This window comes from Novacetimonas maltaceti (assembly GCF_002906255.1).
GTDB classification, from domain to species: Bacteria; Pseudomonadota; Alphaproteobacteria; order Acetobacterales; family Acetobacteraceae; genus Novacetimonas; species Novacetimonas maltaceti.
In genome coordinates this window covers 1-4,349 of the sequence record NZ_POTC01000103.1, presented here as the reverse complement: position 1 = coordinate 4,349, position 4,349 = coordinate 1, and the positions used below count along the sequence as shown (strand labels likewise).

General features: G+C 61.0%; 6 protein-coding genes and 1 tRNA gene. 2 read left to right on the top strand and 5 right to left on the bottom strand.

Translation table 11 applies throughout. The annotated features are described in order from the left end of the window. The 5 genes from KMAL_RS17055 to KMAL_RS16145 all read right to left on the bottom strand — a co-directional run. Positions 1–200 (bottom strand): hypothetical protein (locus KMAL_RS17055; RefSeq protein WP_219811429.1); only part of this gene is annotated, 200 nt, incomplete at its 3' end. A 294-nt stretch (positions 201–494) separates the two neighbouring features. Then, positions 495–761, bottom strand: coding sequence for a hypothetical protein (locus tag KMAL_RS16160; protein ID WP_110096489.1), 267 nt, complete (start codon positions 759–761; stop codon positions 495–497). A 44-nt stretch (positions 762–805) separates the two neighbouring features. Next, positions 806–964, bottom strand: a complete 159-nt coding sequence (locus KMAL_RS17395) for a hypothetical protein (RefSeq protein ID WP_167400079.1) — start codon at positions 962–964, stop codon at positions 806–808. A gap of 242 nt (positions 965–1,206) precedes the next feature. Continuing rightward, positions 1,207–1,710 (bottom strand): RrF2 family transcriptional regulator, encoded by a 504-nt coding sequence (locus KMAL_RS16150; RefSeq protein WP_110096487.1) that lies wholly within the window; start codon positions 1,708–1,710, stop codon positions 1,207–1,209. Positions 1,711–2,406: 696 nt separating this feature from the next. Then, positions 2,407–2,492 (bottom strand) — tRNA-Tyr (locus tag KMAL_RS16145). Between the two features lie 109 nt (positions 2,493–2,601). On the opposite strand from KMAL_RS16145, the gene rlmB reads away from it, so the two are divergent. Both rlmB and KMAL_RS16135 read left to right on the top strand, forming a co-directional pair. Next, positions 2,602–3,468 carry a 23S rRNA (guanosine(2251)-2'-O)-methyltransferase RlmB gene (gene rlmB, locus KMAL_RS16140; RefSeq protein ID WP_408887940.1) on the top strand — a complete coding sequence of 289 codons (867 nt, stop codon included), beginning with the start codon at positions 2,602–2,604 and terminating at the stop codon, positions 3,466–3,468. Positions 3,469–3,606: 138 nt separating this feature from the next. Continuing rightward, positions 3,607–3,957 (top strand): RidA family protein, encoded by a 351-nt coding sequence (locus tag KMAL_RS16135; protein ID WP_110096486.1) that lies wholly within the window; start codon positions 3,607–3,609, stop codon positions 3,955–3,957. The last annotated feature ends 392 nt before the right edge of the window (positions 3,958–4,349 follow it).

Below are 4,349 nucleotides of genomic sequence, written 5' to 3'. Positions count from 1 at the left end.
GGCGCGGGGGGGGACTGCTCTCCACCGGTGAAGGTGGAGCGGGCGTCCTTTGCCGTGCTGTCGGTAGTCGTCGTGCCGGTCGTGGGGGTGACGCCTGCCGCGTGCGCGGCAGGACCTGCGGGCAGCATCGACAGGCAGGTCGTGCCGATCAGCAGGCAGGGAAATGACAGCAGGGAAAAGAGGCGCGGGGCTGGGAGCATGTAAGGGCCTGTGCTGAAGGATGGTCGAGGGCTTTTGTCGTCAGGCGACGGACCTTACACAGTACGTTATATCATAACAACACCGGGATGCGGGTGATCTTCTTTCCTCTCGTCAGGCGTGATGCAAAAGCCACACATGACCGGTTCCGTAATGATGTCGCGCAGCGGATTCGCGGGCGCAATGAAAGTCCATGGAGGAGGCGCTTTTCAGAAAATGCTGTTTTTGTCGAAGATTTTTGGAAAAAATTTACCAGGAACCTGTGACCGGCACCGGCCTGTAGAGGCCAGGTCCCCTCATGGCGCTTCCGGTGCGGGGGGTGCCTGCGGTGTCGCAGGCGCGTGCGGGGTGGCCGGCAGGCGGGGCAGGGGATGGGTGGGGTGCGATGGCAGCGGCTCCGTCCGCCGGGCATAGGGCTGGGTCCGTTCCAGCGCGGAAGGGGAATTGTCCCCCGGTCGGTCCACGCTGCGGTCATCGGGGTGTTTTTGCGCCCGTGCCAGATCCGCGCCCGTCAGCAGGGGCAGGCATGACAGCAGGGCGATGGCAAGGAATACGCGCGGCATGGCGTGATGTCCCGCAGGAGGGAAGGGGCGGATGTGGCGTGTGTTCAGTCATCGGGCGGGCAGGGGGGATTCGACCCGTCGGTACAGACGACCCTTGACCCCTGCGGGACGACGACAACGGTATGGTTGTGGGTTTCGCCATCCCCACATCCCGCAAGCGGCAGGACCGCAGCGAGTGACAGGAGCAAAAGCATGCCAGGCATGGCCTGTTTCTTGCACATCCACGCCATTGGCAAACCTCCCGGTCCTGTTGCGGCCTGTCTGTCGGTCATCCCTGTGTGGGATATCGCATGGCGCAGGCAACAGTTCCCGTCCCGCGCGGGGCGGGCAGGGTATTCAGCGGGGGCATTTGTGAAATATCGGCAAGGTCGCAGGAAAATACCGCCTTTTCAATGAAAAGGCGGTATCAGGAGGAAAGCGTCAGGACTGTATCAGGGCCTGCGTTTCAGGCGAAGGTGGGGTTGCGGTCATAATTTTCGTAACCATGTTCGTGCACCCGCGGTCCCGGCGTGGCGGCAGGCACGAGCATCTGCAGGGTCTGGATCAGTTTCGGATGGGTCATGATATCGGCCAGCGTGCGCCGGTCAAGCACACTCATGAACGCGGCCAGGGCCTCGCCCATCAGGTCCTGCAACCGGCATGCGCCCGCCAGCCGGCACGAGCCTTTTTCCATATTGCATGAAACGATCGCCAGGTCTTCTTCCGTATAGCGCACGATATCCCCGATGCGGATGTCCTTTGGCGCGCGTGCCAGCAGCAGTCCGCCATTACGCCCGCGCTTGGTCATGATGAATCCGCCACGGCCAAGCTTGTGCACCACCTTGACCAGGTGGTTCTCGGAAATATTGTAAGTATGCGCAATGTCACGGATGGAGACACGGGTTTCGGGCCGTGCCCCAAGATAGAGCAGCGCACGCAATGCGTAGTCGGTATAAAGGGTCAGACGCATTGTAATATTACCATCTGTATTTTGTAAAATTGGTATGAAGGCGAAGTATGCAGTTTATTCTGCAAAATCGTTACTAACTCTTAAGTTCACGAATATACCGTATGGCAAAAGGTATCCTGTCGCACCTACCAGAAATGGTAGGGGTAAAATGCATAATCTTCTGCCTATTTAATTAAAAACATAATTACATAAATAAACTATTAGAAATTATCCCCTGTGCGGAGTCCTCATGACACCGGCATCGCCACGGCCAATGGTATTCATGCGCGGCGCAGCCCTCCGGTCACTGCAATGGGTCCTCCCATTACATGGTGTGGCGCGAAGTCCTGTGGGGCACTGTTTGACAGGGATTGCTGGTAAAAATGACAAGGGTTTCTGGATGTTGCCTTTGTCGATTGGGGGCGACGTTTCCTGAAGCTTTCTGGAAAAAGCTTCACCAAAAACTTTTACTATTTCAGTATGTTGTTGGGCGGCGGCAGAAGGACCATGGTGTCCCGCGTGGCAGCCGCCTGCCCGGAGGACTCCGCATCGCGGCCCCTCTCCCCCGGCATGCCGATTCCCCTCATACCCGCGACTTACCCGCAGTTTGCTGGGGCTGGATGATACAAATGGGGAACAATCGAGACGGGGAAAACACGGAAAACGCCGGAAAACCAGCGTTTTGCAACATATCCGTAATGTCTGGAAAAAAGGCCCTGGTGGAGGGAGTTGGATTCGAACCAACGTAGGCGTACGCCAGCGGATTTACAGTCCGCCCCCTTTAGCCACTCGGGCATCCCTCCGGGTTGACGGGGGTGATAATCATTCGTTGTCGGGGTGTCAATGCCTGCGACCAAAAAGCTGCAAGAATTACGGATGACGCGCGGGCAGCTTATGCCTAAAACCGCACGCATGAACATGCGTCCTTCCCGTCGTCGTCCGGGCCGTCCCGTGGGGCCGGCCGATTCGTCCCCCCCTGCCGCCGCCGCGCCACCGCCCCGCGGGCGCAGGCCCGCGCCTGAGCGTGGGGGGCAGGAACGCGGCCGGGCAGAGGTCGCGCCGCGTGGCACATGCTGGCTGTATGGCACGCACGCGGTGATGGCCGCGCTGTCGAACCCGCGCCGCCGCCTGCGCCAACTCCTGACCACGGCAGAGGCCCAGGCCGCGCTGGAAGAGCGCATGGGCGGCAGCCTGCCGATCCAGCCGCAGCGGGTGGACCGCGCGCGCATTGACGCCATCTGTGGTCGTGATGCCGTGCATCAGGGCGTCGCGCTGCTGGCGGACCTGCTGGAGACGCCCGCGCTGGAGGATATTGTCGAACGCCCCGGCCCGGTCCTGCTGCTCGACCAGGTGACGGACCCGCGCAACATTGGCGCGATCCTGCGCTCGGCGGCGGCATTCGGTGCGGCGGCGGTCATTGTGCAGGACCGCAACGCGCCGGAGGAAACCGGCGCGCTGGCCAAGGCCGCGTCCGGCGCGCTGGAGGTCGTGCCGCTGGTGCGGGTGGTCAACCTGTCACGCACGATCGACGCGCTGAAATCCCATGGCATGTGGACGGTGGGGCTGGATGCAGGGGGCGGCATCCTTGATGGTGCGTCCTTCCGCCAGCGCCGCGTCGCCCTTGTGCTGGGGGCGGAGGGCGCGGGCCTGCGCCGCCTGACGCGCGAACATTGTGACGAGATCGCGGGCCTTGCGATGACGGGCGACATGGAAAGCCTCAACGTCTCCAACGCCGCCGCCGTTGCCCTGTATGAAATGTCGCGGCCGCGTGGGGTGTAGAGTGGGTTTCGGAATAACGTATTGATATAATTGAAAGTTTTTGGGTTCGTCTTTTTGATAAAGGCGGCGTCTTTCGAAGCTTTTTGAAAAAAGCTTCACCAAAAACTTTTATTCGTAAAAGTTTGAGGAGGATATCATATGTCGATCAAACGCCTGCAACCCGAAGCGCGCCTGACCGGGGCGGTTGTGCATAACGGACTGGTTCACCTTGCCGGGCAGGTCGCCGATGACCCCACCGTCGATGCCGAAGCGCAGACCGCCGACATCCTGCGGCAGGTGGATGCGCTGCTGGCGGAGGCCGGGACGGACAAGAGCCGCCTGATCTCCATGCAGATCTTCCTTGCTGACATGGGCGACATGGCCGCGATGAACCGGGCGTGGGATGCGTGGCTGGACACGGCGAACAAGCCCGCCCGCGCCACGGTGGAAGCCCGCCTTGCGGACCCGCGCTGGCGCGTGGAAATGACCGGTATCGCGGCCCTGCCGTAAAAACACTTCGTAACAAGACATTGATAAGTAATAAAAGTTTTTGGTGAAGCTTTTTTCAAAAAGCTTCAGAAGACGCCGCCTTTTTCAAAAAAAGCGGCACCCAAAAACTTCTGGATGACGCGTTCAATACGCCCCTGACGGATTGCGGGGGAAACCCGTTGCGGCCGGGCCTGTTATGGATGGTGTGATCATGCAGCAACAGCAGCAGGAGAAACCCATCATGGCCGATGATATCGGGACGCCGCCGTCCTCCCGCCGCACCGTCCTGCAGGGGATGGCGGCGGGGCTTGTGACGGCCACCGCCGCAGTCCCCCACGATGCGGCGGCGGCATCCGCGCCCGTGGCGGATGCGCCGGCCCCGCTGGTCAGTCCCGAAACCCGCTATCCCCGCC